Raw genomic sequence first — 556 nt, 5'->3', positions numbered from 1 at the left:
ATGGCAGCAAGCAGCAAACCGTAAGCACGCTGAGGGGAAGATGGAATCACCACTTTAAAGCCTGCGGTATGTGCAAACAGTGCTTCAATGCTTTCTGAGTGGTGTTCCGGCGCGTGAATGCCGCCACCAAAAGGCGCGCGGAATACAGCCGGACAAGTGAGGCGTCCACGAGTACGGTTACGTATTCTGGCCGCGTGACACATTAGGTGCTCCATAGCCGGGAAGACGAAACCTTGGAACTGAAATTCTGCAACAGGGCGTAAACCTTGAGTTGCCATGCCCACTGCAACGCCGCCGATTAAGGCTTCTGCAAGCGGAGTATCGATGACGCGTTTTAGTCCATACTTTTGTTTGAGCCCGACGGTTGCACGAAATACGCCGCCGTTATCGCCCACGTCTTCGCCAAGTACGACGACGTTTGGATCGTGTTCCATTTCATGATGCAGAGCGAGGTTTACTGCTTCAACTAACGTAAGTTCAGCCATGTTTGCCTCCTTGCATTCGCATTGCTTTATTGATCAATTCATCGCGTTGAGCGTGAAGCTCTTGAGGAAGC

1 protein-coding gene is annotated in these 556 nt (G+C 52.0%); it reads right to left on the bottom strand.

Annotated features, from left to right (window positions below):
• Positions 1 to 485, bottom strand: a 485-nt coding sequence (locus tag R8N49_RS29515) for an alpha-ketoacid dehydrogenase subunit beta (RefSeq protein WP_412034938.1), incomplete at its 3' end; no start/stop codon positions are given.
• Positions 486 to 556 lie beyond the last annotated feature (71 nt).

It is taken from the genome of Vibrio sp. 1978, assembly GCF_033344345.1.
Note: the sequence above shows the minus strand (reverse complement) of the source record. Positions and strands in the feature narration are given on the sequence as shown.